The organism is Butyrivibrio sp. VCB2006 (assembly GCF_000420945.1).
Classification (GTDB): domain Bacteria; phylum Bacillota; class Clostridia; order Lachnospirales; family Lachnospiraceae; genus Butyrivibrio.
This window is the reverse complement of record NZ_ATVX01000010.1, coordinates 75,440-100,336: the sequence shown is the minus strand read 5'-3', so window position 1 is coordinate 100,336 and position 24,897 is coordinate 75,440. Positions and strand designations below refer to the sequence as shown.

The following is a 24,897-nucleotide window of genomic DNA, read 5'->3' as shown; positions in this document are numbered from 1 at the left end:
CTTAAATTAAGGAGATGAGTGTGTATGAGCAAGATGACCATGAGCCAAAAGATACTGGCAGCCCACGCAGGGCTTTCAGAGGTACATGCAGGGCAGCTTATTGAGGCTGATCTTGATCTGGTGTTGGGGAATGATATCACCAGTCCTGTAGCAATTAACGAACTTAAGAAGTTCACAAAAGATGGTGTTTTTGACAAGGACAAGATTGCACTTGTTCCTGATCATTTTGTGCCTAACAAGGACATTAAATCAGCAGAGAACTGCAAATGTGTAAGAGAGTTCGCCATTAAGAACAAGATTACCAATTACTTTGAAGTTGGTAAGATGGGCATTGAGCATGCTCTTTTACCGGAGCAGGGCCTTACTGTCGCCGGAGATCTGATTATCGGTGCAGACTCACATACTTGTACCTATGGTGCTCTTGGTGCTTTCTCAACAGGTATCGGTTCAACCGATATGGCTGCCGGAATGGCAACCGGTAAGGCATGGTTCAAGGTTCCTTCTGCAATTAAGTTCAATATTGTCGGCAAGCCATCCAAATGGGTAAGCGGTAAAGATGTGATTCTCCACATTATAGGCATGATAGGCGTTGACGGCGCGCTGTACAAATCAATGGAATTTGTAGGCGAGGGCATCAAGAACCTATCTATGGATGACAGATTTACAATTGCCAATATGGCTATAGAGGCCGGCGGCAAAAATGGTATTTTCCCAGTAGATGACATTGCAATTGCTTATATGAAGGAACATGCGCCTAATAAGAAATATGTTGTCTATGAAGCTGATGAGGATGCTGAGTATGACGAGGAGTATACAATTGACCTTAGTACACTTACTCCAACGGTTGCTTTCCCACATCTTCCAGAAAATACACATACCTTCGATAACATAGAAGACATTAAGATAGACCAGGTCGTTATCGGATCCTGTACTAATGGCCGTATTGATGACCTTAGAATTGCTGCTGAGGTCCTTACAGACCATCATGTTGCAGATGGAGTAAGATGTATCGTTATTCCTGCCACCCAGAAGATATATCTTAAGGCAATGGAAGAGGGCCTTATCAAGACCTTTATCGAGGCCGGTGCCATTGTATCTACTCCAACCTGTGGACCATGTCTTGGCGGATATATGGGAGTTCTTGCGTCAAAAGAAAGATGCGTATCCACCACTAACAGAAACTTTGTCGGAAGAATGGGCGCAATAGACTCAGAAATTTATCTTGCATCACCTGCTGTTGCAGCTGCAAGTGCCGTAACCGGTAAGATTTCACAGCCATCAGAGCTTGGTTTATAAGGGAGGAAAAAAGATGAAAGCTGCAAAAGGAACAGTTTTTAGATATGGAGATAATGTTGATACTGATGTAATCATCCCTGCAAGATATCTTAACAGCACACAGGCACAGGAGCTTGCTGCTCACTGTATGGAAGATATCGACAAGGATTTTGCCAAGAACGTCAAGGAAGGCGATATTATTGTTGCCGACAAGAACTTTGGCTGTGGATCTTCAAGGGAACATGCGCCGATTGCTATTAAGGCAAGCGGAATAAGCTGCGTAATAGCAAAGAGTTTTGCCAGAATCTTTTACAGAAACAGTATTAATATCGGCCTTCCTATTATCGAATGCGAAGAAGCTGCAGATGCAATTAAGGCCGGAGATACGGTAAGCATCGATTTCGACAGCGGCGTTATTACTGATGAGACCACAGGCAAGACATTTCAGGGACAGGCTTTTCCTCCTTTTATGCAGAAGATAATTGATTCTGAAGGCTTAATCAATTATATTAATGCTAAGGATTAATTTGGGGAGGAATGTTTTAAATGAATAGGTTGTTCTGCGTTATCCCTTGCTACAATGAGCAGGAAGTTTTGCCTGAGACATCCAGAAGGCTTCAGGAAAAGATGGAAAGTCTTATCAGAAGTGGCAAGATTTCAGAGGATAGCAGAGTTGTTTTTGTAAATGATGGTTCCAGAGATAATACTTGGAATATGATAGAGGAACTGCACAAACAGAATCCTCTTTTCCAGGGTATCAATTTATCCAAAAATATGGGACATCAGAATGCGCTTCTTGCAGGTCTTTTAACTGCTAAGGACGTGTGCGACGCGGCTATATCAATGGATGCGGATCTTCAGGATGATATAAACGCGATAGATGAAATGGTTGATAAGTACCTTAAGGGTGCGGATGTTGTATACGGCGTCCGCTCCAAGAGGGCTACAGATACTTTCTTTAAGAGATTTACTGCCGAGAGCTACTACAAACTGGTAAATGCTCTTGGTGCCAAAACTATCTACAATCACGCTGATTTCAGACTTATGAGCAGGCGTGCGCTATTGGGACTTGCTGAATTTGGAGAAGTAAATCTGTTTCTTAGAGGTATTGTACCAATGGTTGGTTACAATACAGAAATTGTCTACTATGAGCGCGCAGAGAGATTTGCAGGAGAGAGTAAGTACCCTCTCAAGAAGATGCTCAGTTTCGCGGTGGAAGGTATTACCAGCCTTAGTACCAAACCAATCAAGCTGATAACAGGTCTTGGATTTTTCATTTTCTTTGTCAGCATCGCTGTACTTATTTATAGTTTGGTGAGATATTTCACTGGTCATACCATAACAGGCTGGACCACAACAGTTATTTCGGTTTGGGCTATTGGCGGTCTTATGATGATATCCCTGGGAGTAATCGGTGAATATGTCGGAAAGATTTATCTTGAGACCAAGAACAGACCAAGATTTATAATTGAATCTTATATAGCTGATGAAAAAGATGAAGCTATATTCAAAGATAACGAGCACAGATAATCAGCTGTGCTCTTTCGTATGTTTCTGCAAATATGACATGCGACACAATAAATAATATGTATTAGGAGAATTTTAAGCAATGTCAAACGGACACGGTAAAAAACCTGAAGATTTTAAGAAACAGATGGAGGAGAACTTTAGAGTAGCGCCTTCTGAGTTTTCACATATCAAAAAGGTAATAGGTATAGTAAGTGGTAAGGGCGGTGTAGGAAAGAGCCTTGTTACAGGACTTTCAGCTACAGCTATGAGCAAAAAAGGCTACAAGACAGCAATTATGGATGCTGATATCACAGGTCCTTCAATCCCTAAGATGTTTGGTATCGGAAAAGCAAACTATGCCGATGAGAATCAGCTTCTCATTCCTGCTACAACAGAGGGCGGAATGAAGATTATGTCACTTAACATGCTGATGGATAACGAGACAGACCCTGTTGTATGGAGAGGCCCTGTTATTGCAGGCATCGTAAAGCAGTTCTGGTCAGATGTTAACTGGGGCGATGTGGACTTTATGTTTGTGGATATGCCTCCGGGAACAGGTGACGTACCTCTTACAGTATTCCAGTCACTTCCTGTTGACGGAATCATCATCGTATCAACTCCTCAGGAGCTGGTAGAGATGATCGTTGAGAAGGCTATCAACATGGCCAATATGATGAATATTCCGGTTCTTGGAATTGTTGAGAATATGAGCTACATGAAGTGCCCTCACTGCGGAGAGCCAATCAACATCTTTGGTGAGAGTAAGATCGAGCAGTATGCTGCTTCCAAGGGACTTAATGTTCTTGGAAGACTTCCTCTTGATCCTTCTATCGCAGGTCTTTGCGATGCCGGTAAGGCTGAGAACATTGAGAATGAGTACATGGACAGCCTTGTATATGTACTTGAGGGAATGATAGGCTCCGAAGAGTAAATTTCTTTTGACAAAAGAGTATTGGGGTAAGCTGTTATGAAAATGAAACCTGAGAAAAATCAAGTGACTTGGGCTATTACTGCATTTGTACTTAGCGTTTGCGTTATGCTGGCATATTATGTGATCTTCAAAGGCACATCGCTAGCCAAGAACCTATCGCAGATAGTAGATTCTCTTTCCGGAATTATTATCGGTATTGTACTTGCATACATTCTGATTCCCTTAATGGAGGGGATTGAGCATAGAATACTGATTCCGATTTATAAAAAGAGAAATATCGATGTTTCAATCGCTGCAACTGCAGATCATAAAAAGAGAGCACAGATGCGTAAGATTTCTATTCTTCTTACCATGACTGTTTTTATGCTGCTGCTTTATAGCCTGTTCAGAGTCATTATTCCTCAGCTTGTTAGCAGTATCAGAGAAATTGCGGCTAATCTTCCTGTCTACAGGGATTATATTGATGAGTATTCAAATCTTTTCCTGGCAAATAACCCTGATCTGCAGCAGTTTATTGATTCACAGCTGGATAGTTACTACGCAACTCTTAGTAGCTATGTGACTCAGAAGGTTATGCCTGTTCTTAAGGTCAATGCCAATAACATTGTAAGATATGCATCCAGAAGCTTTATTTCCGGTATCAAGGTTGTTTTTGATCTGGTGGTAGGCTTTATTGTGGCTATATACGTTCTTAATTCCAAGGAAAGATTTACCACTAAGGGTAAGAAGATGGCCTATGCCATTTTTAATGAAGAAAATGCCAATGAGCTAATCAGTGGTTTTAGATTCGCTAATTACACCTTCCAGGGATTTGTTGGTGGCAAACTGGTGGATTCACTGATCATCGGTGTTATCTGCTATATCGGATGCATGCTTTTAAAGCTTCCATATCCCGTACTGATTTCGGTTGTTGTAGGTGTTACAAATATTATTCCTTTCTTTGGACCTTACATCGGTGGAGGAGTTGGAGCACTTATCCTTGTTCTTATCAATCCTGTAAGTGCACTGGTATTCCTTATTTTTGTAATTATTCTGCAGCAATTTGATGGAAATATCCTAGGACCAACAATTCTTGGCAACTCTACAGGTCTTTCGAGCTTTTGGGTTATCTTTGCCATTACTCTTTTCGGTGGCCTTTGGGGAATTGTTGGATGGCTTGTGGGCGTTCCGATTTTTGCTGTGTTCTATGCACTGGTTTCAAGAATTACAAATGTCCTTCTTACCAAAAAAGGACTTTCAACAGTTTCTAACGAATACACGGATCTTGCTTATATAGAATATGGAGAGTACAAGCTTCTTAGTGACAAGAACAACACCAAGCACAATGCAAGGAAGAATTCTTCCGCATTCAAGAAGCTGTTCCATTTCAATTTCCAACCCAAGAAAAATGAAAAGAAGCAGGATGACAGTACTAAATAATAGTGAATTTTAATGAATATTGTGGGTTGACGTGGGGACTCAAAGGTATATAATTGAGAATAATATTAGTACGTCAACGCATTAAAGTGTGAAGATAAGCGTGATGAAAAAAGGATGCCGGGCATCTTAATTTTGGAAGGGGACAGTATTATGAGCAAAAAAAATCTAGACTGGGCTAATATCGGATTTGGCTACATGGTAGCTGATAAGCGCTATGTTTCAAATTACAAGGATGGCAAGTGGGACGAGGGAACTCTTACCGAGGATTCTACAGTAACTCTTAGTGAGGACGCAGGTGTTCTCCACTACGCACAGGAGTGTTTTGAGGGACTTAAGGCTTACGAGACAGAGGACGGCAAGATTGTTACTTTCAGACCTGACCTCAATGCCAAGAGAATGGTTGATTCAGCCAAGAGACTTGAGATGCCAGCATTTCCTGAGGATAGATTTATCAAGGCAGTAGAAGAAGTCGTAGCTGCTAACAAGGATTGGGTTCCACCTTACGGAAGCGGCGCTACACTTTATATCAGACCTGTTATGTTTGCTACAGGAAATGTAATCGGAGTTAAGCCTGCTGATGAGTATCAGTTCAGAATCTTCGTTACTCCTGTTGGACCATACTTCAAGGGCGGCGCTAAGCCAATCGTTGTTAAGATTTCAGATTTCGACAGAGCAGCTCCACACGGAACAGGTAACATCAAGGCCGGACTTAACTACGCAATGAGCCTTCATGCTATCGTAACAGCTCATGACGAGGGCTTTGCTGAGAACGTATATCTTGATGCTGAGTCTCGTACTTACATCGAGGAGACAGGCGGAGCAAACATCATCTTTGTTACCAAGGATGGTGGCCTGGTTGTTCCACAGTCTCACACAGATTCAATCCTTCCATCGATCACCAGAAGATCAATTGTACAGGTTGCAAGAGATGTTCTCGGCATGAACGTTGAGGAGAGACCTGTTAAGCTTTCTGAGGTTCCTGAGTTCGTTGAGATGGGGCTTTGCGGAACAGCTGCAGTTATCAGCCCTGTAGGCAAGATCAATGACCACGGCAAGGAAATTTGCTTCGCTAGCGGCATGGACGACATGGGCCCTGTTATGAAGAAGCTCTATGACACTCTTACAGGAATCCAGATGGGCAGAATTGAAGCTCCAGAGGGATGGATCCACGTAATCGAATAATTCAATTGAATTAGAATAATACGACTAACTATATTATTTTAAGAGTATATTTGTGATGATAAGGCATATGGTGGCAATCTGAAATGAGAGCTACTATATGCCTTTGTTTTTGCAAACATGACAAAAACTTTATATAAATTTAACTATGGATTTACATCCTTGTTACAAGAAAAATGTAGTATTAAATAGTGTAATTGAATGAGCTTATTTAACAGGAGGTTTTTATTCATGGCAGATAGGTCAGATCTTATTAATCAGCTTGCAGCGTCAATGGGAGCAGGGCAGTTTGCTTCTACTTCATACGAAGAATCGAGATTCGATGCCGAGACAGGAACTCTCTATTGTAATGGAATGGTTATTTCTAAGTCAGTTGCCGAAAAGGCTATCCAGCATTTTCTGACATTGGAAAAGAAATGTAATACATCTGATAGTGCACAGAGAGAAATGGCAATGATATACAGATGCGCTGTGGAATCTATAAAGATGATGCAGAATCCCAAGATTCTGGCATTGCTCAAAGAAGAAGCCAAGAATAATGGAAAATAAATAGCTGATGCAGAAATAAGTTAGATGTATAGGGCATATGGTGGACAAAAATCCGCTATATGCCTTTATTTATGCGCTAAAACAAGCTATAGTGTAATAAGTATCTTATTGTGAGTTGGAGGAGCTGCTGATAAGCAGGAACAAGGCTCTTGCACTTTATCTCTTCAAGAAGGTTGCCTTTTATAACCATCTGATTTTTGAAAAGATAAAGGGTGACTGAGGAGAACAATATAGATGTACTATAGATTAGCTACTATGGATGACCTGTCAGAAATATGCAATATGATAGAAATTGCAAAACAGCTTATGTCAGAACAGGGAATAGAGCAGTGGGACGATATTTATCCGGTCTGTGAAGATTTTGAAGAAGATATAAATAAGAAAACGATGTACGTGGCTTTAGAGGATGCTCAGCTTGCTGCTATATACGTCATCAGTGAGGAGTGTGATGAGGAGTATCTTAAGTGCGAATGGGAAAACAGAAGACCCTGTATCATTCACAGATTCTGCGTTTCTCCAGCTTTTCAGAATAAAGGGATTGGAGCTGCTGTACTAAAACACATTGAGAAGCAGCTCATCGACGCCGGATATGATTCGGTAAGACTTGATGTGTTTACTAAGAATCCGTATGCACTAAGGCTTTATGATAAAAATGGGTATATTAAGCGCGGATATGCAGATTGGCGCAAGGGAAGATTTCTTTTGATGGAAAAGAAATTACGATGAGGATAATGGACGGTGTGAGTCGTAGGTAAGATTATATTCCAGGATAAGCTAACAACTTTTTCACTGTGTGACACCAATATCTGTGATAGAATAACTAGAGAAAAGAAATGATTTGTTGGTGGGGATTATAAATGATCGCGTACGTTAATGGAATACTTGAGAGTATTGAAGAGGGGAACGCTGTAGTTGATGTTAATGGCATTGGCTACAACGTTAATATATCTGGTTCTACTATGGACAGAATGCCCGGAATAGGCGAAGCTGTCAAACTCTATACCTACACAAACGTCAAGGAAGATGCCTTTACGTTATTCGGGTTTTTATCAAGGGATGAACTGAATTTATTTAAGATGCTGATCACGGTCAATGGAATCGGACCAAAGGGCGGTCTGTCTATTTTGTCTGTGATGACACCTGATGATCTGAGATTTGCCATATTGGCGGGAGATAGTAAGTCTCTTTCCAAGGCTCCCGGAATCGGCAAGAAGACCGCTGAGCGAATCACTCTGGAACTGAGAGACAAGCTGAAAGTAACTGAGGATGAGCTCTTATCCGGCGGAGCAGGCGCAGGAGCTATGGCAGGTGGAAGCTTCGAGACAGATGGCATCAATCCAGCTAGAGATGAGGCTGTTGCTGCACTCGTTGCTCTTGGATACAACTCAACAGACTCTATGAAGGCTGTAAGAAAGGTTCTTGTAGTAAATCCTGAAGCAGGAGAGGATACGGAGAAACTCCTCAAGCTGGCTTTAAAAGAAATGTTTTGATAGCTGATAATCAAGCAAACTAAGAATAATTGGAAGTAACCATGGAAAAAAGAAAGATCAATACCACCGCCAGAAGCGTGGATACAACTGAAAAGCTTGAAGATGCCAAGATTGAAGGATCACTTCGTCCCAAGCGTCTTGATAACTATATAGGACAAAAGAAAATCAAAGAGAGCCTCAAAATCTATATTGAGGCTGCCAAGAAAAGAGGAGACTGTCTGGACCATCTTCTCTTTTACGGCCCTCCGGGACTTGGTAAGACCACTTTGGCAGGGATTATTGCCGCTGAAATGGGAGTTAACATCAAGATAACCAGTGGACCTGCTATTGAGAAGCCCGGAGATATGGCAGCAATTCTCAATAACCTTCAGGAGGGGGATGTTCTCTTTGTAGATGAGATACATCGTCTGAACAGACAGGTAGAGGAAGTTCTTTATCCTGCCATGGAGGACTATGCCATTGATATCATGATCGGTAAGGGCCCTACAGCAAGATCTATCAGGCTTGACCTTCCTCATTTTACTTTGATTGGAGCAACCACAAGGGCAGGAATGCTCTCAGCGCCTCTTCGAGACAGATTTGGTATGATCCACAGGATGGAGTACTACGATATAGAGGAACTCTCTACCATTATCATGCAGTCAGCCAAGGTGCTTGGTGTCGAGGTGGATGAAAAGGGTGCTGTGGAAATGGCTAAGAGAAGCAGAGGAACTCCAAGACTTGCCAACAGAATCCTTAAGAGAGTCCGGGATTTTGCCGAGGTTAAGTATGACGGTAAGATCACAGAAAAAGTAGCTAATACAGCCCTTGATCTTATGGATGTAGATAAGATGGGACTTGATCATACTGATAGAAATCTTCTTATGACAATGATCGGTAAATTTGGCGGAGGCCCGGTTGGACTTGATACACTGGCAGCTGCTATAGGAGAAGATGCAGGCACAATCGAGGATGTTTATGAACCCTATCTTATCAAGAACGGATTCATTAACAGAACCCCCAGAGGCCGCGTAGTTACTGAATCTGCCTATCACCATTTGGGACTTGAAATGCCCGAGGGCGCTGATATATAATAACTGTAATGTGTCGATTGTAGTGACTTAAATGCGTAGTTATACGCGCTATGTAGAGGGGAGTTTTTTATGGCGTCCAAGACAGATACTGAGGTAATTATCGGGGGAAAGGTATTTACCTTAAGTGGTTATGAGAGTGAGGAGTACCTTCAGAAGGTGGCTTCTTATATCAATAATAAGATTGCTGAATACAACAAGATTGATGGTTTCAAGAGACAGCCTATTGATACGCAGAATGTTCTTTTGCAGCTGAATATTGCTGATGACTATTTCAAATCCAAGAAACAGATAGAGCTCATGGAGGAGCAGCTCTCTGAGAAAGAAAAAGAGCTCTATGATCTTAAGCATGAGCTTATTGCAACTCAGATCAAGCTGGAGAATACTGAGAAAAATGGCAAGAACCTTCAGAGTAAACTTGATGATTCATCCAAGAAGATAATTCAGCTTGAAACTCAAATAAAAGGCACTGGTAGTAAGAAGTGATTATTTAGAGGCTGTCGCTGCGACAGCCTTTTTGTTTGTATATAAAGGATATATGAATGAATAAAAAAGTTGAACTTTTAGCACCGGCAGGTGGATATGAGACAATGGTGGGAGCTTTCAATGCGGGAGCTGACGCTGTTTATCTTGGAGGATCCAAGTTTGGTGCAAGAGCATATGCCGATAATTTTGACACCCAGCAGGTGCTGGATGCCATTACTTATGCGCATCTGCACGGCAAGAAGATATATATGACAGTTAACACCCTGGTAAAAGAAAAAGAGTTTGGCCAGGTGTATGATTTTATGCATCCCTTTGCAGAGAAAAAGCTTGATGGCGTGATCGTTCAGGACCTTGGTGTTATGCGCCTTATTAGGGACGAGTTTCCTGAAGTTGAGCTTCATGCCAGCACTCAGCAGACTGTAACAGGAGTTTACGGAGCAAAGCTGTTAAAAGAGCTTGGATGTTGCAGAGTAGTTCCTGCAAGAGAACTCAGCCTTACCGAGATGAAGGCAATCAGAGAAGATGCAGATGTGGAGGTTGAGGCCTTTATTCACGGAGCAATGTGCTATTGCTATTCTGGAGTTTGCCTGTTTAGCAGCATGGTAGGGGAGCGAAGTGGCAACAGAGGAAGATGTGCTCAGCCCTGTAGACTTCCGTATCAGATGAAGGGCCTTAAGAACAACGATGAAACATATCCTCTTAGTCTTAAGGATATGTGTACAATAGACATTATTCCTGAACTTATAGAAGCTGGGATTGATTCCTTCAAGATTGAGGGAAGAATGAAAAGACCTGAATATGCAGCCGGAGTTACAGCTCTTTATCGCAAATATATAGATATGTACTATGCAAATCCTACAGGAAATATCAGTGTTTCCAAAGAGGACATGGAGATTCTTAAGGGGCTGTACCTTAGAACCGGTATAAGTGAGGGCTATTATCACCAGCATAACGGAAGAAACATGGTGACAATTTCTTCCCCTGCATATAACGGAACTTCCGACAAGGTTCTTAACATGGTAAAAGATAAGTACCTTCAGGGAGAAAAGAAGATAAAATGTACATTGGATGCTTATCTTACACTGAATGAAGATATAATAGTCACAATGACAGTTGATAAAGACGGCAAAATGCTTGTAGAGACTGTTACCGGCAGCACTGTACAAGCTGCTTCAAAAAGACCTATGGATGAAGCTGCGGTGATCAAGCAGCTGGATAGACTTGGAAATACGCCTTTTGAAGCAGAAGCTATTAACGTTGTAATAGAGGATATGGGTAATGCTGCTGGCATCTTTGTTCCCGCCAGTGAGCTTAATGAACTAAGAAGAGAACTGGTAGATAAGATGCTGCCAAAGCTTACCGGAGAAAGCGATGCTTCTTTAGATACTGAATCCGGACCTGATGCATCATTCCAGAAAGAAAAAGGCGGTAAATCAGAAGGTGCTGAAAGTGGTCAGAACAGGAGTAAACACCACGGTGATTTCCATATCCTGGTAAATAAAGCTGATCAGTTTAAGGCTGTTCTTGATTCAATTAAAGATTATGATCAGATGATCAGGATTTATGTGGACAGTGATCTGTTCTTTAGTTTGAAAGATGAACTTGCAGCGAACATCAAGTCTCTGGCAGACAGTAAAAGGGCAGAGTTTGTAGTTGCGCTTCCTTTTGTGACAAGAACGGAAGAATTCGATGGTACAAAGGATATCCGTACAATTCTTGAAACAGGTGATTCAAAGGGCTTTTCAGGAGTCCTTGTTAGAAACCTTGAACAGCTTGGATTTATCAAGGCGCAGGACTACAAGGGACTTATCATCACGGATTACGGCGTTTATGTATGGAATAATCAGGCGGCAGCTCTTTTGCAGGAACTTGCTGATGCTAAAAAGAGCCTTGATATTGCTGAGATTTCAGTGCCCCTTGAACTTACAATCCATGAAGCCAAGGAGCTTTCAAGAGCTTTGGATGGAAACGTAAATATTCCGAGAACTTACAATATCTACGGCAGAACTCCTATGATGGTAAGTGCCGGATGTGTAAAGAAGACCTTGGATAAATGCAGCGGAAAGCTTCATGAGTTCAATCGGGAAAAAATGAATCTGGTAGACAGGATGGGGAATGTTCTGCCGGTTACAACCAATTGCAGGAACTGTTACAATGTGATTTGGAATGCACATCCGACATCACTGCACAAAAAGCTTGATAATATTAGAAACATGGAGTTGTTTGATCACTTTAGGATTGATCTTACAACTGAAAGTATGGAGGAAAGTACTTTAGTTTGTGGGGCCTATTTACATGGGAATCAGAGCGCATTTGACGCTCTTGATCAAAAGGGATATACAACAGGTCACTTTAAGCGCGAAGTAGAATAAGACATATGGAATTATATGTGACTGAAATATCAAAATATGTGATAACTCTTTTTCTTTTCCTGTACACTCTTGAGGCATTTATAGCATTGGCCAAAAAGAATGAGGAAAAGAGAAAGGGCTTATACATAAGGCAGATCATCTGCATGTTCTCAGTGCAGATAGCCTGCTTTGTACAGATTCTGGCTAGGACGGGAAAGGCCAGATACGCGTTCTTTTTTGCTTTTCAAATCATAGTGTTTGCATCTGTCATAACACTTTTTTATCTGATATATCCGGACGGTAATAAGCTGATAATAAACAACTGCTGTATGCTTCTGATGATTGGAATGATCATTCTAACAAGACTGTCTTATGACAAGGCAATCAAGCAGTTCTTTATCATCACAGCTTCTTTTATCGTGGGATTCTTTGTGCCTGAACTGATTTTCAGGTTCAATTTTCTCAAGAAGTTCACCTGGATTTATGCAGGCGTTGGAATAGTGCTGATTGGAATAGTACTGATCTTGGGAGCTACAACCAATGGCTCCAAGATTGCTTACACTATTGCGGGAATAACTTTCCAGCCCTCAGAGTTTGTCAAAATTGTATTTATATTTTATCTGGCGGCGGCACTGTATCAGGCAGAAGGCCTGTTTGAGCTTTTCCTTATATCTGTTATTGCTGCGGCACATGTGATAATCTTGGTGCTTTCCAAGGATCTTGGAAGTGCCCTGATCTTTTTTGTGATTTATCTGGCGCTTATCTATATTTCCACTGAGAATATAGGGTACCTGGGGGCAGGACTTGCTGCGGGAATTATTGCGAGTGTACTGGCTTACAATCTCTTTTCCCATATAAGAGTCAGGGTTCAGGCTTTCCTTGATCCCTTCAGCGACATAGAAAAGACAGGCTATCAGCTGTCGCAGTCTCTGTTTGGTATCAGCAGCGGATGCTGGTTTGGACTGGGACTTTATGGTGGTTCGCCAAAGTCCATTCCTTATGTTGAACAGGACTTTATTTTCTCGGCCATAGCGGAGGAGCTCGGAGTTATTTTTGCTGTTCTCATGGCCCTTATATGCGTCAGCACATTTATCATGATGATGATGGAGGGCTATTACATCAGAGACAGATTCTACAGACTGATAATTACAGGCGGAGCGGTGGCCTATATTTTCCAGACCTTCCTTACAATCGGAGGCGGTGCCAAGTTTATACCTCTTACCGGAGTTACTCTTCCCCTTGTAAGCTATGGGGGAACCTCGGTGCTAGTTTCGATTATTCTGATAATGATCGCGGAGGGCATCTGCATGATCAGGCAGGATGAGATTTACGAGGCAAGGGAAAAGAGAAGAAAGAAACTTGAAGCTAATCGCCGCAGACAGGAACAGAGATATGAAAGACCAGTTCAGAATACAGAAAGATAATATAGACGAAAACAGAATAAAGACTTCGGTCAAAAGACAGAATGACGGGCCCCGCAAGAAAAAGAAGATAAGATCTAAGCCTATTATAGTTCTTGGCTCTTTTTACTGCGTTCTTTTTGTGGCTCTTATAGGATACATCTGCAATTACGCCTACAAGAATAAGCAGGTTCTGCTTAACAACAGTTATAACACAAGACAGCAGATACTTCTTAATCAGAACTACAGAGGAAAGATCCTATCAAGAGACGGAGATGTTCTGGCCTATACAACCACCGATGAAAACGGCAAGGATAAGAGAGTCTATCCTTATGATAAGGAATTTGCCCATGTTGTGGGATATTCAACGAACGGAAAGGCCGGAATTGAATCAGCAGCTAACTATTATCTTATCAATACCAGCATTGACCTTCAGGATAAGGTTAAGCTAGATGCGCAAGGGTCTAAATACCCGGGAGATAATGTGTATACAACTCTCGATGTTAACCTTCAGGAAGTTGCCTATAATGCATTATCAGCAAGAAAGGGAGCTATAGTTGTGTCTAATCCCAAGACCGGTGAAATACTGGCAATGGTATCCAAGCCTGACTATGATCCCAATACGATTGCAGCTGAATGGGATAGCATGATCGCGGATACATCACCTGATGCCAAGCTCCTTAACAGAGCCACACAGGGTCTTTACCCTCCGGGATCAACCTTCAAGATAGTTACAGCTCTTGCGTATTTAAGGGACCACCAGAGCAGTTACCAGAATTATAAGTTTAACTGTAATGGTCATTTTAGCTATGAAGGCAATACCATATCCTGCTTCCACGGTGAGAATCACGGATCGGTGGATTTCGCCAGTTCTTTTGCCAAATCCTGCAATTCATCCTTTGCAAACATGGGACTTGATGTCAAAAGAGCTACCTTTGACGACACTTTGGATGACCTTTTGTTTAACACAGAACTTCCTTTGACTATGAATTATGCAAAGAGCTCAGCAGTGTATAATTCCTCAACCACCTCGGATGATGTGATGCAGCTTTCCATCGGACAGGGAACAACATCCGTTACACCTATACACATGAACATGATAACCTGCGCCATCGCCAATGACGGAGTGCTGATGAAGCCTTATCTTGTATCAAGTGTAAAGAGCGAAACAGGCAAGGTTGTTAAGAATTTTTCTTCTGAATCATATAAGAGGCTTATGGCCAAAAATGAGGCCGATATCCTCAGAGGAATGATGGAAGAAGTAGTTCAAAAGGGAACTGCCAGCAAATTGAAGGGGCTTTCCTATACAGCAGCCGGTAAGACAGGATCCGCAGAGTACAATTCATCAACCTCTGATTCACATGCCTGGTTTACAGGATATGCTCCGGCAGAGGACCCTGAAATCTGCGTAACTATCATTGTTGAGGATGCAGGAAGCGGCGGAAGCTATGCGGTTCCTATTGCCAAGAGACTGTTTGACGCATACTTCGATGCGGAATGAAAACCGAGAGGAATCTGAGTGATTATTTCGATGGAATTATGTTTTTTATGATATTATAGATTAAGTGGTAAAACCTAAATTATAGTTTGGATTTTACTTATGGAATTAGTTATGGGGAAGAGATAAGTAATGAGAAAAGGTGGCTTTTGCCGATTCTACAAGAATCTATATTGGGGGAATAGTGTCAAAAAAAGAACTCTGGTAAAGTGGAAGCTTTATACAGGGAGTGGTCAGTTTAATGTCTTTTGCGTGACCAAAGCTATGGATGACAATGATCAGCTTGATATAATTCATTGTGCTTTCCTCAAACAGCAGTACTATCGCAAACATCCCGTACTAATTTATGGAATTGCATCCAGCTATAATGAAGCGGTTGAAATAGTCCTCCAGATATCCAGAGATGCCAGTGAAGTAGGCATGGATGGAAGACTTATGGATTATTTGTTGATGCAAGAATAATATTGTTGGGAGCAGTATATGCTTACGGGGATACTAACTGTACTTAAGATAATAGGAATTACGCTGCTTGTTATTCTGGCGGCGGTAATTGTTTTGCTTATTCTTGTTTTGTTTGTTCCGGTCAGATACAAACTTGATGGAACTATTCCGGAAACAGATCTGGATCAGGGCTTTGACCTGGAAAAGATTATTGGATCGGCCAAGTTTTCCTGGCTTCTGCATTTTGTCAGCGGTGGAATTGAATATCCCAAGAATAAAGAGTTTACGGTAAGGATTCTTGGAATAAAAATTTTACCGAAAAAAGAAAAGCCTGAGAAGGAAGATAAGAAGGGCAAAAAGGATAAGAAGAAAAAAGATAAGGAAGAAAACGAAGCTGAAAATGATAAAGAATCAGCTTCAGAATCCGATACAAATATAGAGGAGCCAAAAACTGATTCTGCTCCTAAAGAAGAGAATACAGAAGAATCAGGGACAGCTATTGATACCGATTATGTTTCAGAAGGTAATGCTGAATCAGGTAATGAAGATTCAGACGATGATCAGAAGGTAGAATCTGAGGATGAGGATAAGGCTCTTATAGAAATAATTACAGACATCTTTGATAAGATTGAGAATATTCTAAAAACGCCACAAAATGTGCTTTCGAAAATCCAATATACAATATCTAGAGTTTGTGGTAAGATAGGGATGATAAAAACTACACTTGAAAACGATATTTTCAAGCGGGCATTTGAGCTAGTTAAGGGCAAATTAATCAAGCTTATCAAGATGATTTTGCCGGATAAATCCAAGGTAGATATAATGCTTGGACTTGGGGATCCTGCAGATACAGCGCAGGCAATGGCGGTTTTCGGAGCTCTTTATCCTGTTCTTTTTAAGAGCGTATCATTCAGGCCGGATTTTGACAGGAAAGTTATATATGCAGATGCTCATTTTAAGGGGCACATTACTTTGTTTACAGTACTGTATTGTGTGTGCGTCTGCTACTTTAATAAAGATGTGAAAAAAGTCATCAAGAGATTTAAAAAGATTTTAAATTCATGATGGGGATCGTTGGAGGTGTGTTTTGAGTAATTTTAATGAGGTTGTGGAGTCTTTACTTGGAGGAATGAACAAGATTATGGCAGCCAAGACCGTTGTCGGTGAGGCTACCAAGGTTGGGGATACAATTATCGTTCCGCTTGTTGATGTTTCTTTTGGCGTTGGAGCCGGATCTTCAGAAGCAGACAAGAAGAACGGTGGATGCGGCGGATTCGCTGCCAAGATGTCACCAAGCGCTGTACTTGTGATCAAGAACGGTACTACCAAGCTTGTAAATATCAAGAACCAGGATGCTGTTACCAAGGTACTTGATCTTGTTCCGGATATTGTGGACCGTATCTCATCCAAGAAAGAAAACATGATGGATGATGAAGAGGCAATAGATATAGCTTTCCCTGACGAGGATAAGTAATACTGCCTTTCTTAGGGGGTATCCATATGGAAGAAAGAAGAAATATCGAAGAAATCATATTAAACGGAACCGAAGATGAACTTGCTCAGCTTCGTTTGTGGTTATTCAAGGAGAGTGTCAGACTTGAGAATCAGGAGAGTGCTCTTGAGGACAGGTATGCCAAGCTTGAGGCAGATGAGCTTGCTTTCAATGAGCGTATGGACTCTTTAGAGCGTAAGCTTGATACAGCTACCAAGAAGCTCAATAACGACAAGGCTCTTTTTGACCAGAGGCTTCGAATTCTTAATAACGGATTTGATCAGCTTAACAGCGATAAAAAGAAGTTGGAGGCTGAATTTATCAGACTTGAGAGGGAAAAATCTTATCAGAGAGAAAATGAGTATGATGCTCTGGATCTTCTGTTCAGAGGCGTTAATAATCCTCTCACTCTCAAGAAGAGATACAAGGATTTGATGAAAATGTTCCATCCGGACAATGTTTCAGGGGATCAGAGCATGGTTCAGCTAATCAACGAAGAGTATGCGGCACTTTGCAGACAATTCGATATCAGTATGATCAATTAATGTTTTTTATAGCATACAATTAGCTACGATATTGAGATATACATAAAATATTAATTTGTTTGGTGGGGAATAATATGGTATTGTTGACAAGTCATTGTTCGTAAGAGCAATGACTTGTATATGTTAATCGGGGATTTATTTGTGAGTGTACCATATATTGGACTTCTTATCTGTTACTATGATCATGACAGAGATGAGGGGCTGCTTGATACATACACGTCTGGCGTTTCTGCCGGGGGTTTCATAATTTATTGTAACTATTTATATTTTTAATGTTGACACACCCGAACGTTTGTTTTATTATTTTATATATACAGAACGGGTGTTCTTGGAAGGAGATTAGTATGGAAAGAGAAGATAAACAGAAAGCATTAGAGGCGGCACTTGGACAGATTGAGAAACAGTTTGGTAAGGGCGCTGTTATGAAGCTTGGAGATCCATCCAATACTATGAATATTGAGACAATCCCAACAGGATCACTTAGTCTTGATATCGCACTTGGACTTGGTGGAATTCCTAAGGGAAGAATTATTGAGATTTACGGACCAGAGTCAAGTGGTAAGACTACCGTTACACTTCATATGATCGCTGAGGTTCAGAAGAGAGGCGGTATCGCAGGTTTCATCGATGCTGAGCATGCACTTGATCCTGTATATGCCAAGAATATTGGTGTAGATATTGATAACCTCTATATTTCGCAGCCGGATAGCGGTGAGCAGGCTCTTGAGATCACAGAGACCATGGTACGTTCAGGGGCTATTGATATTGTTGTAGTTGACTCAGTTGCAGCCCTTGTCCCTAAGGCTGAAATTGATGGTGATATGGGTGATTCACACGTAGGTCTTCAGGCAAGACTTATGTCTCAGGCCCTTCGTAAGCTTACAGCTGTAATCAGCAAGTCTAACTGTACTGTAATATTCATCAACCAGCTCCGTGAGAAGGTTGGAGTTATGTTTGGTAACCCTGAGACCACAACAGGTGGACGTGCTCTTAAGTTCTATTCATCAGTTCGTATGGATGTTCGTCGTATTGAGGCTATCAAGCAGAATGGTGAGAACATCGGTAACAGAACAAGAGTTAAGGTTGTTAAGAATAAGATTGCTCCTCCATTCAAAGAGGCAGAATTTGATATTATGTTCGGTAAGGGAATCTCAGCTACAGGCGATATCCTTGATCTTGCAGCAGGTGTTGATATTGTCAACAAGTCCGGCGCTTGGTATCAGTATGAAGGTGAGAAGATTGGCCAGGGTAGAGAGAATGCAAAGCTTTATCTTGAGAATAATCCTGCTATCCTTGCTGAAATCGATGCCAAGGTTAGAGCTAAATATGGTCTTCCAGTAAATGGAGAAGCTCCTGCAGCCAAGGCAGAGGATGCAGCTGCAGACGAACCTGCAACTTCTTCAGCTAGAAGAACCAAAGCAGCTAAATAATCAGTACTCGGCTTAAATCGGTGGCTTTCGGGCCACCGATTATTTATAAATGGAGTGATGCATGACAGTTACGGACATTGTTGAACTGGATAAGAAACGTAGCAAGATATATATAGATGGCGAATTTGCATTTGTTTTGTACAAGGGAGAACTTCGAGAATATGGTATTAAAGTTGGTGCTGATATTTTAGAGAGTACCTATGAGGAAATCACGGGAACGCTTCTGACTAAGAGAGCTAAACTCAGGGCAATGAACCTCCTTCAGAAGAAAGACTATACTGAGAAGCAACTGCGAGACAAGCTTAATGACGGATTGTATCCTGATAATCTAGTTGATGAAGCAATTTCTTATGTAAAGTCTTATAAGTATCTTGATGATGAACGCTTTGCCAGAGACTACATTACTTATCATCTGGAAATGCGCAGTAAGAATCGTATTATACAGGATTTAATGGGAAAGGGCCTTAGTAAGGACTTTATAGTTCCTATATATGATGAATTATGTGGTGAGGCCAATGAGAATTCTGATACAGATATTGAGCAGGCGCAGATAGAAAAGCTTCTTAGCAAGAAACACTATAGTGAGGATCTCGAATACAACGATAAGCAGAAAATAATGGCATTTTTAATGCGCAGAGGCTATTCCATTGAGAGCATAAAAAGGGCAATGAATCACTACGAATAATTAGCTTAAATGAGTTTATAAATAGGATATAAAGAAAACCGCAGTTTCGTAAAAAAATGATTAAATATACGAAAATGCGGTTTTTTTATGCCTTGAAATAGGTGATAATAGTTGTGCACAATTTTATATTTTGTATGAGTTTAGCTATGCTAGGAGGTACCATGAATAGGAAGAGACCGACTATAATTTGCTCATTATTATTAGTAGCGAGCATGCTAGGTGGCTGCGCCGGTTCTGCTTCGACCGCAGCTATCAGTGGTGGACTTACTTCGGCAGATGTTATTGGCAGTGGAAGTGCGTCCTTTGATAAGCCATCATCTATCACAATTATGGTTGATGGTACGCTTATCACGCAGGAGAATGGTAGAGATGAGTTTGAAAAACAGTGGGAAGCTCTGACTGGAATTGACCTTATAATTATTCAGCCTGAGCATGATGTTTATTATGATGAAGTGACTAAAGCTTTTGAATCAGGAAATCTTCCGGATGCAGTACTATTAAGCTCCACCTATTACACTAAATATGCTGCAGCAGATTTTTTGGCAGATATATCTTCTTACTATCAGGGATCTGACCTTCAGGCAAGAATACAGGCAGAGGGTAAAGAAAGCCTTATCGATGGAATCAGGATTAACGGTAAGCTCTATGGCATTAGCCCAACAAGAGGAAATGGCTGTATAACCTATATTAAAAAGGCCTGGCTTGATAATGTGGGAATGAGTGCCCCAACTAATTATGCAGAGTATCTTGCCATGTTGAAGGCTTTTACAGAGGAAGATCCTGATGGAGATGGAGTAAAAGGTAATACTTACGGCGTTTCAGCGGCAGGTATTATCAATAATGAGGCTCCGTATATTAACTATCTTCCAGAGTTTTACCAGGACGCATATCCATCTTTCTATCAAAAAGATGACGGGGCCTGGGCAGACGGATTCATGGAAGACAGTATGAAAGCGGCACTTACAAGAATTCGTGAGGCTTATGCGAATGGATATATAGACAAGGATATTACAGAGAACGGTACAGGAGACTGCAGAGATAAGTTCTATGCCAATGAATACGGCGTATTTACTTACTGGGCAGGTAACTGGGCCCAGACCCTTGCCAACAAGTTAAAAGAGGCAGAGGTTGACAATGAACTGGTAGCAATTCCACCGATTGCAGAAACAGGGGCGTATCTTGAAAGAGTGGCACCTGTATGGTGCATCACCTCCTCATGCAAGAACCCTTCAGGAGTATACAAGTACTTCCTGGAGACCATGAACGATGGTGGAGAGATGGAACTACTGTGGACATATAGTCCTGTTTCAGATAAGTACGCAAAAAACCATATAGATCATATGATTGCCACTGTAACACTTGAAAATGATCCCGGAAGTATTACGGAGAAACAGGCAGAAGCCCTGAAGCTTTTTAATGCGAACAGTGTTATGGCAGATCTTCCTTATGGTACAGAGGCTTATTCGCTTTATAATGATGATCTGATGGCTCTTAAGAAGGATTTAGTCAAGAAGGTAGTGGTTGATGGGGCTGATATAGACTCAGCATATGCAGAATTTGAAGCTTCAAACGGAGTATACATGTCCCAAGCGATTGTAGATTCACTGAATGCTGAGTAAGGAGGCAGAGCAATGAAGAAGAATAGAGGCTTAAGGCTTAGTATAAAGACCAAGATACTTATCGGAAGTATTATCATAAATATTATTGTTTGCGCTGTTATGGGTATAGCCATTTATAGTACTGTTAATCAAAGCTATGTAAAGTCAGCAGCCAAGAATACACTTTCTATTTGCCAGATTGCTGCTAAACAGCTTAACGGTAACTTGCTTGGCCTTCTTGAAGCAGGGGCAGATGAAAGTTATGCAAATACCGTTATGAGAGAGGATATGGCAGTAGTTGCAGATTCTGCAAGTATCAGCGCTATATATACAGCAGGAGAAAGAGGCGGATCAATGGTTTACCTTTCTACACCTGCCTCAGATGGAATATCTATAGGAACCCCAGTTGCAGGGGCAAGTGCTGAAAATATGAAGGCAGCCATGAGCTCCGGAGGATATGTTTCAACGACTGTTGAAAAAAACGCAGCAGGTGTTGATTATATAACTGCTTATGCTCCTATAACAAATAAGGCAGGCGATGTGGTGGGTGTTCTTGGAATAGACTACATTGTGGATGATCTTGTTAAATCTTTGAAGGTTATCGTCGAAAAAATTATTATCATTGCTATTATTATGGCAGTTATTTCCGCAGTTATCTCAGCTATTATGGCTAATGGTATCGGATATGGACTTGGAGTTGTAGATAAGAAGATTACTGATCTTGTTAATAATAACGGTGATCTTACTCAGAAAATTGAAGTTAAAGGTAATGATGAAGTATCAGATATTGCTGATAGTATCAACGAACTTTTGGAATACATCAGAGGCGTTGTACATTCTATCTTTGACAGCTCCAATAAGCTTTCCGGTTCTGTAGAAACCGCACTTGATACTACAGTTAGAACCAATGATCAGCTGGACGGCGTTTCCGCAACAATGGAACAGATGAGCGCTGCAATGGAAGAGACCGCAGCTTCTCTTGCTCAGGTTCAGGGCTCAACCAATAAGATCAAAGAAGATGTACAGGGAATGTACACCAGTGTTCGTGAGGGTACTGACTACGCAAGCGAGATGGAGCAGCGTGCTAAGGAGATGAGAAAGCATGCTGAGGAAGAGACTGAGGCAGCCAAGATTGCTGCTGACAATATGACAGAAGGTCTTAATGATAAGATTGAAAAGTCCCGTGCTGTTGAACAAATCAGCGGACTTACTCAGACAATCCTAGAAATTGCTTCTCAGACCAATCTTTTGTCTCTCAATGCAAGTATTGAGGCAGCAAGAGCCGGTGAGCATGGCAAAGGCTTTGCGGTTGTTGCTGGAGAAATCAGCTCTCTTGCTACAAGTTCAGCTGATACAGCCAAGAAAATCCAGGTTATTTCTGAAGAAGTTATTGGTAATGTTAAAGAGCTTGCTGATGAAGCAACCAAGATGGTTGATTTCGTAAGAGATAAGACAATCGGCGGTTATCAGCAGCTTATGGATACAGGTGTTCAGTATCAGGATGATGCTCAGAAGATTTCAGAGATGCTTAGAAACGTTGAAAACGCTTCACAGAACATCGAGAACTCCATGAATTTTGTATCCCAGGCTATGAGCGATGTTGCTACAGCAGTAGATGAAAGTGCGAAGGGCATCGGAGATGTAGCAGGTGCTGTTACTGAAATGTCAGATAACATGAAGGAAAATAAGGCGGTAGTTAACGAAAACGCCCAGATTGCGCAGCAGCTTGATGGAGAAGTAAATAAATTCAAATTTTGATGTAAATATTTGATTCACCCAAAAGGCCGTAAATCCGCGATTTTGTGGATGCGGCCTTTTCTTTATTCCCATGGATACTTCTTGACACTGCACTTTATAAAAGGTAAAATTTAAGTGTTGTAAAATTGTATTTATGTGCGTTATTTATGGGTGTTTTACAGCACACTATACAAAATATTGTACAATGAAAATTGAATAAGGAGGTGCTCCTGTAATGCCAGGTATTATTATTGCAGTAGTAGCAACTCTTGTCATTTCTGTACTTGTAACTTGGGTTTTGTCAAACTCATACCATAAAAAGGTAACTGAGGGGAAAATCGGAAGTGCTGAGGAAAGGGCAAGAAAGATTATTGACGAAGCACTCAAAACTGCTGAGGAGACAAAGCGTGAGAAACTTTTGGAAGCCAAGGAAGAAGCGTTGAAGACACGCAACGAGTTGGAGAAGGAAGTTAAGGACCGTAGAAACGAGGTTCAGCGCTCTGAAAGAAGAGTTCAGCAGAAAGAGGAAAACGTCGAGAAGAGATCGGAAGCGATTGAGAAGAAAGAGCAAAGTCTTAATGCTCGCGAAGAGGCGCTTAACAAGAAGAGTGAAGAGGTTGCTAAGCTTAATGAACAGAGGCTACAGGAACTTGAGAAAATCTCTGGCTTAACCTCCGAGCAGGCAAAAGAGTATCTTTTAAAAATCGTTGAAGATGATGTGAAACACGAATCAGCTGTCATGATCAAGAACATGGAAGCTGAGGCAAAAGAGGAAGCAGATAAGAGAGCTAAGGAAATAGTTGTTAATGCAATTCAGAGATGTTCTGCAGATCACGTTTCCGAGACTACAATATCTGTTGTACAGCTGCCAAATGATGAAATGAAGGGTAGAATCATTGGTAGAGAGGGTCGTAACATTAGAACACTTGAGACTATGACCGGTGTAGATCTTATTATTGATGATACACCTGAGGCAGTAGTTATTTCCGGCTTCGATCCTATTCGTCGAGAAGTTGCTCGTATAGCTCTTGAGAAGCTTATTGTAGATGGTCGTATCCATCCTGCAAGAATCGAGGAAATGGTTGAGAAGGCACAGAAGGAAGTAGCTGCCAAGATCAAGGAGGAAGGTGAGAATGCCGCTATCGAGGCTGGTGTTCATGGACTTCATCCTGAAGTTATCAAGATTCTTGGCCGTATGAAGTTTAGAACAAGTTACGGTCAGAACTGTTTGAAGCATTCTGTAGAGGTTGCACAGCTGTGTGGACTTCTTGCTTCTGAACTTGGACTTGATGTAAGAGTTGCTAAGAGAGCAGGTCTTTTACATGATATTGGTAAGGCTGTTGATCATGAGCTTGAGGGCTCACATATCCAGCTTGGTGTTGATATCTGTAAGAAGTACAAGGAATCACAGATTGTTATCAATGCAGTTGAGGCTCATCACGGCGATGTAGAGCCACAGTCTCTTATAGCTGTTCTTGTACAAGCTGCTGATACAATTTCATCAGCTAGACCGGGTGCTAGAAGAGAGACACTTGAAACTTACACATCCAGATTAAAAGAACTCGAAGAAATCACTAATAGCTTTAAGGGTGTTGATCACTCATTTGCTATTCAGGCTGGTCGAGAAGTCAGAGTAATGGTTGTTCCTGAGCAGGTTTCAGATGCTGATATGGTGCTCATGGCTCGCGATATTGCCAAGAAGATCGAGGACGAGATGGAATATCCCGGACAGATCAAGGTTAATATCATCAGAGAGAGTAGAGCAACAGATTACGCTAAATAATCATTATGCAAAAGAAGGCTATCCCATAT

Annotated in this window: 23 protein-coding genes; all 23 read left to right on the top strand. The window is 41.3% G+C overall.

The features are described from left to right. Window positions 1–24 precede the first annotated feature (24 nt). On the top strand, window positions 25–1,296 hold the full coding sequence (gene leuC, locus G613_RS0111225; RefSeq protein ID WP_029232729.1) for a 3-isopropylmalate dehydratase large subunit: 1,272 nt from the start codon (window positions 25–27) through the stop codon (window positions 1,294–1,296). Between the two features lie 13 nt (window positions 1,297–1,309). After that, the gene (leuD, locus tag G613_RS0111220; protein ID WP_029232728.1) at window positions 1,310–1,801 is read left to right on the top strand and encodes a 3-isopropylmalate dehydratase small subunit; all 492 of its coding nucleotides are present in this window, start codon (window positions 1,310–1,312) and stop codon (window positions 1,799–1,801) included. Between the two features lie 20 nt (window positions 1,802–1,821). After that, window positions 1,822–2,805 carry a glycosyltransferase family 2 protein gene (locus G613_RS0111215; protein ID WP_029232727.1) on the top strand — a complete coding sequence of 328 codons (984 nt, stop codon included), beginning with the start codon at window positions 1,822–1,824 and terminating at the stop codon, window positions 2,803–2,805. Between the two features lie 79 nt (window positions 2,806–2,884). Then, complete coding sequence (locus tag G613_RS0111210) at window positions 2,885–3,715, top strand: Mrp/NBP35 family ATP-binding protein (RefSeq protein WP_029232726.1); 831 nt, start codon at window positions 2,885–2,887, stop codon at window positions 3,713–3,715. Window positions 3,716–3,751: 36 nt separating this feature from the next. Then, window positions 3,752–5,134 carry an AI-2E family transporter gene (locus G613_RS0111205; protein ID WP_029232725.1) on the top strand — a complete coding sequence of 461 codons (1,383 nt, stop codon included), beginning with the start codon at window positions 3,752–3,754 and terminating at the stop codon, window positions 5,132–5,134. Between the two features lie 150 nt (window positions 5,135–5,284). Further along, entirely contained in the window at window positions 5,285–6,316 is a 1,032-nt protein-coding gene (locus tag G613_RS0111200; protein ID WP_029232724.1) for a branched-chain amino acid aminotransferase, read from the top strand. A gap of 228 nt (window positions 6,317–6,544) precedes the next feature. After that, on the top strand, window positions 6,545–6,862 hold the full coding sequence (locus G613_RS0111195; protein WP_029232723.1) for a hypothetical protein: 318 nt from the start codon (window positions 6,545–6,547) through the stop codon (window positions 6,860–6,862). A gap of 234 nt (window positions 6,863–7,096) precedes the next feature. Continuing rightward, window positions 7,097–7,588 carry a GNAT family N-acetyltransferase gene (locus G613_RS0111190; protein WP_029232722.1) on the top strand — a complete coding sequence of 164 codons (492 nt, stop codon included), beginning with the start codon at window positions 7,097–7,099 and terminating at the stop codon, window positions 7,586–7,588. A gap of 131 nt (window positions 7,589–7,719) precedes the next feature. Then, entirely contained in the window at window positions 7,720–8,352 is a 633-nt protein-coding gene (gene ruvA, locus G613_RS0111185) for a Holliday junction branch migration protein RuvA (RefSeq protein WP_029232721.1), read from the top strand. 41 nt (window positions 8,353–8,393) lie between these two features. Next, window positions 8,394–9,425 carry a Holliday junction branch migration DNA helicase RuvB gene (gene ruvB, locus G613_RS0111180; protein WP_029232720.1) on the top strand — a complete coding sequence of 344 codons (1,032 nt, stop codon included), beginning with the start codon at window positions 8,394–8,396 and terminating at the stop codon, window positions 9,423–9,425. A gap of 69 nt (window positions 9,426–9,494) precedes the next feature. Beyond that, window positions 9,495–9,908 carry a cell division protein ZapA gene (gene zapA / locus G613_RS0111175; RefSeq protein ID WP_029232719.1) on the top strand — a complete coding sequence of 138 codons (414 nt, stop codon included), beginning with the start codon at window positions 9,495–9,497 and terminating at the stop codon, window positions 9,906–9,908. 56 nt (window positions 9,909–9,964) lie between these two features. After that, the gene (locus G613_RS0111170; RefSeq protein WP_029232718.1) at window positions 9,965–12,280 is read left to right on the top strand and encodes a peptidase U32 family protein; all 2,316 of its coding nucleotides are present in this window, start codon (window positions 9,965–9,967) and stop codon (window positions 12,278–12,280) included. A gap of 17 nt (window positions 12,281–12,297) precedes the next feature. Further along, on the top strand, window positions 12,298–13,683 hold the full coding sequence (locus G613_RS0111165; RefSeq protein ID WP_242826140.1) for an FtsW/RodA/SpoVE family cell cycle protein: 1,386 nt from the start codon (window positions 12,298–12,300) through the stop codon (window positions 13,681–13,683). After that, entirely contained in the window at window positions 13,619–15,160 is a 1,542-nt protein-coding gene (locus G613_RS0111160) for a peptidoglycan D,D-transpeptidase FtsI family protein (RefSeq protein WP_242826139.1), read from the top strand. The genes G613_RS0111165 and G613_RS0111160 overlap by 65 nt, the downstream gene beginning before the upstream one ends. A 129-nt stretch (window positions 15,161–15,289) precedes the next feature. Next, the gene (locus G613_RS0111155; RefSeq protein ID WP_029232715.1) at window positions 15,290–15,619 is read left to right on the top strand and encodes a hypothetical protein; all 330 of its coding nucleotides are present in this window, start codon (window positions 15,290–15,292) and stop codon (window positions 15,617–15,619) included. An 18-nt stretch (window positions 15,620–15,637) separates the two neighbouring features. After that, window positions 15,638–16,663 (top strand): DUF2953 domain-containing protein, encoded by a 1,026-nt coding sequence (locus G613_RS0111150; RefSeq protein ID WP_029232714.1) that lies wholly within the window; start codon window positions 15,638–15,640, stop codon window positions 16,661–16,663. 22 nt (window positions 16,664–16,685) lie between these two features. Then, window positions 16,686–17,072 carry a GerW family sporulation protein gene (locus G613_RS0111145; RefSeq protein WP_029232713.1) on the top strand — a complete coding sequence of 129 codons (387 nt, stop codon included), beginning with the start codon at window positions 16,686–16,688 and terminating at the stop codon, window positions 17,070–17,072. A gap of 26 nt (window positions 17,073–17,098) precedes the next feature. Continuing rightward, on the top strand, window positions 17,099–17,635 hold the full coding sequence (locus G613_RS0111140) for a J domain-containing protein (protein ID WP_029232712.1): 537 nt from the start codon (window positions 17,099–17,101) through the stop codon (window positions 17,633–17,635). 344 nt (window positions 17,636–17,979) lie between these two features. Next, a complete protein-coding gene (gene recA / locus G613_RS0111135; RefSeq protein ID WP_029232711.1) occupies window positions 17,980–19,065 on the top strand; it encodes a recombinase RecA in 1,086 nt (361 codons plus the stop codon). A gap of 61 nt (window positions 19,066–19,126) precedes the next feature. After that, window positions 19,127–19,750 carry a regulatory protein RecX gene (locus tag G613_RS0111130; protein ID WP_029232710.1) on the top strand — a complete coding sequence of 208 codons (624 nt, stop codon included), beginning with the start codon at window positions 19,127–19,129 and terminating at the stop codon, window positions 19,748–19,750. A 161-nt stretch (window positions 19,751–19,911) separates the two neighbouring features. Further along, window positions 19,912–21,369, top strand: coding sequence for an extracellular solute-binding protein (locus tag G613_RS0111125; protein WP_029232709.1), 1,458 nt, complete (start codon window positions 19,912–19,914; stop codon window positions 21,367–21,369). A gap of 12 nt (window positions 21,370–21,381) precedes the next feature. Then, a complete protein-coding gene (locus tag G613_RS0111120; protein WP_029232708.1) occupies window positions 21,382–23,106 on the top strand; it encodes a methyl-accepting chemotaxis protein in 1,725 nt (574 codons plus the stop codon). 214 nt (window positions 23,107–23,320) lie between these two features. Next, complete coding sequence (gene rny, locus G613_RS0111115) at window positions 23,321–24,868, top strand: ribonuclease Y (RefSeq protein WP_029232707.1); 1,548 nt, start codon at window positions 23,321–23,323, stop codon at window positions 24,866–24,868. Window positions 24,869–24,897 lie beyond the last annotated feature (29 nt).

Excerpts from the sequence above, each read along its gene's own strand:
- leuC (WP_029232729.1), top strand. The coding sequence starts at position 25 with ATGAGCAAGATGACCATGAGCCAAAAGATACTGGCAGCCCACGCAGGG.
- leuD (WP_029232728.1), top strand. The coding sequence starts at position 1,310 with ATGAAAGCTGCAAAAGGAACAGTTTTTAGATATGGAGATAATGTTGAT.
- G613_RS0111215 (WP_029232727.1), top strand. The coding sequence starts at position 1,822 with ATGAATAGGTTGTTCTGCGTTATCCCTTGCTACAATGAGCAGGAAGTT.
- G613_RS0111210 (WP_029232726.1), top strand. The coding sequence starts at position 2,885 with ATGTCAAACGGACACGGTAAAAAACCTGAAGATTTTAAGAAACAGATG.
- G613_RS0111205 (WP_029232725.1), top strand. The coding sequence starts at position 3,752 with ATGAAAATGAAACCTGAGAAAAATCAAGTGACTTGGGCTATTACTGCA.
- G613_RS0111200 (WP_029232724.1), top strand. The coding sequence starts at position 5,285 with ATGAGCAAAAAAAATCTAGACTGGGCTAATATCGGATTTGGCTACATG.
- G613_RS0111195 (WP_029232723.1), top strand. The coding sequence starts at position 6,545 with ATGGCAGATAGGTCAGATCTTATTAATCAGCTTGCAGCGTCAATGGGA.
- G613_RS0111190 (WP_029232722.1), top strand. The coding sequence starts at position 7,097 with ATGTACTATAGATTAGCTACTATGGATGACCTGTCAGAAATATGCAAT.
- ruvA (WP_029232721.1), top strand. The coding sequence starts at position 7,720 with ATGATCGCGTACGTTAATGGAATACTTGAGAGTATTGAAGAGGGGAAC.
- ruvB (WP_029232720.1), top strand. The coding sequence starts at position 8,394 with ATGGAAAAAAGAAAGATCAATACCACCGCCAGAAGCGTGGATACAACT.
- zapA (WP_029232719.1), top strand. The coding sequence starts at position 9,495 with ATGGCGTCCAAGACAGATACTGAGGTAATTATCGGGGGAAAGGTATTT.
- G613_RS0111170 (WP_029232718.1), top strand. The coding sequence starts at position 9,965 with ATGAATAAAAAAGTTGAACTTTTAGCACCGGCAGGTGGATATGAGACA.
- G613_RS0111155 (WP_029232715.1), top strand. The coding sequence starts at position 15,290 with ATGAGAAAAGGTGGCTTTTGCCGATTCTACAAGAATCTATATTGGGGG.
- G613_RS0111150 (WP_029232714.1), top strand. The coding sequence starts at position 15,638 with ATGCTTACGGGGATACTAACTGTACTTAAGATAATAGGAATTACGCTG.
- G613_RS0111140 (WP_029232712.1), top strand. The coding sequence starts at position 17,099 with ATGGAAGAAAGAAGAAATATCGAAGAAATCATATTAAACGGAACCGAA.
- recA (WP_029232711.1), top strand. The coding sequence starts at position 17,980 with ATGGAAAGAGAAGATAAACAGAAAGCATTAGAGGCGGCACTTGGACAG.
- G613_RS0111130 (WP_029232710.1), top strand. The coding sequence starts at position 19,127 with ATGACAGTTACGGACATTGTTGAACTGGATAAGAAACGTAGCAAGATA.
- G613_RS0111125 (WP_029232709.1), top strand. The coding sequence starts at position 19,912 with ATGAATAGGAAGAGACCGACTATAATTTGCTCATTATTATTAGTAGCG.
- G613_RS0111120 (WP_029232708.1), top strand. The coding sequence starts at position 21,382 with ATGAAGAAGAATAGAGGCTTAAGGCTTAGTATAAAGACCAAGATACTT.
- rny (WP_029232707.1), top strand. The coding sequence starts at position 23,321 with ATGCCAGGTATTATTATTGCAGTAGTAGCAACTCTTGTCATTTCTGTA.